Annotated in this window: 1 protein-coding gene; it reads left to right on the forward strand. The window is 82.3% G+C overall.

The genetic code is table 11. The features are described 5' to 3' along the window. The coding region (locus AB0O29_RS36125) for an RDD family protein (protein WP_365160744.1) at positions 1–1,110 on the forward strand (1,110 nt) is incomplete at its 5' end. Positions 1,111–1,218 lie beyond the last annotated feature (108 nt).

The following is a 1,218-nucleotide window of genomic DNA, read 5'->3' on the forward strand; positions in this document are numbered from 1 at the left end:
GACGCCGCCGCCAAGGGTGACGAGCAGGCCCTGGCCGCGATCCGGGCCGGGGCCGGGGCGCCCGCCCCGCAGGCCCCCGGGCGGGGTTGGTCCGCCGGGTCCGGACCGGAGGAGGGTTCCGCCGCCGGGTGGTCCGACGCGCCGGCGGCGCCCGTCCCGGGCGCGCGGGCGGGCAGTGCGCCCCGGCGGTGGCCCGAGCCCCCGGTGCCGGACCCCGCCGCAGAGGCCCCGGGCCGGGGTGCGCGGCCCCGTCCGGAGGAGGGTTCCGCGCCGGTCCGGTCCGGCGCCCGGCACGCCGGACCGGAACGGGAGCCCGCACGGGACCGGCCCGACCGCGCGAGTGCCCCGGCCTCCGGGCCGGAGCGCGGGGCCGTCCGGGGCGCCCGGCCCGAGCCGGAGAGGGGCTCCCTGGCGGCGTGGTCCGCGGCCCGCGCGCAGGCGCCCGGCGCGGCCCCGGCCGACCACGGCCGGGCCGCCGGTGCGGCGGAGGCCGGTCACGGCGGGCCCGCCGCGGCGGCGCGGGCCGGCGCCCGGGCGGCCGCCGGGCCCGCCGCGCACGCCCCCTCGTCCGCTCCCGCGGCGCCACCGGAGACGGCCGTACGGGAGGACGCCCGGGCCGTCTTCGAGCGGATGGCGGAGCGCGCCGTACGGCCGGCCGGGCTGGTGCGCCGGGGGCTGGCCAGGCTCCTGGACTCGCTCGTCCTCGCCGGGGTGGCCGCCGCCGTCGCGCTGCCCCTCGTACCGGAGGTGACGGCCCACCTCCAGGCCAAGGTCGACGCGGCCCGGGCCGGCGGACGCACCACCACCGTGTGGCTGCTCGACGCCACCACCGCCGGCCGGCTGGGCCTCGTCCTGGGCGCCGTCCTGCTGTTCGGGGTGTTCTACGAGGCCCTGCCCACCGCCCGCTGGGGCCGCACCCCGGGCAAGAAGCTGTGCGGGGTACGGGTGCTGGCCGCCGCCACCCTGCGCCCGCCCGGCTTCGGCGCGGCCCTGCTGCGCTGGCTGGTGTTCGCCTTCCTGGGGCTGCCCGCCGCCCTGTGGGCCCTGACCGACCGCCCGCGCCGCCGGGGCTGGCACGACCGCGCCGCCCGCACCTACGTGGCCCGGTGACGACGGGCCCTACGGCCTGTCGTCAAACTCCCGTCTGCCCCGCGACGCCTGGCACGCGCTCTCGCCGCACCGGGCGAAAGCCAAGTACGTCCAGTACGCGGGCTTTCG

The organism is Streptomyces sp. NPDC089915, assembly GCF_040684675.1.
Taxonomy (GTDB): Bacteria; Actinomycetota; Actinomycetes; order Streptomycetales; family Streptomycetaceae; genus Streptomyces.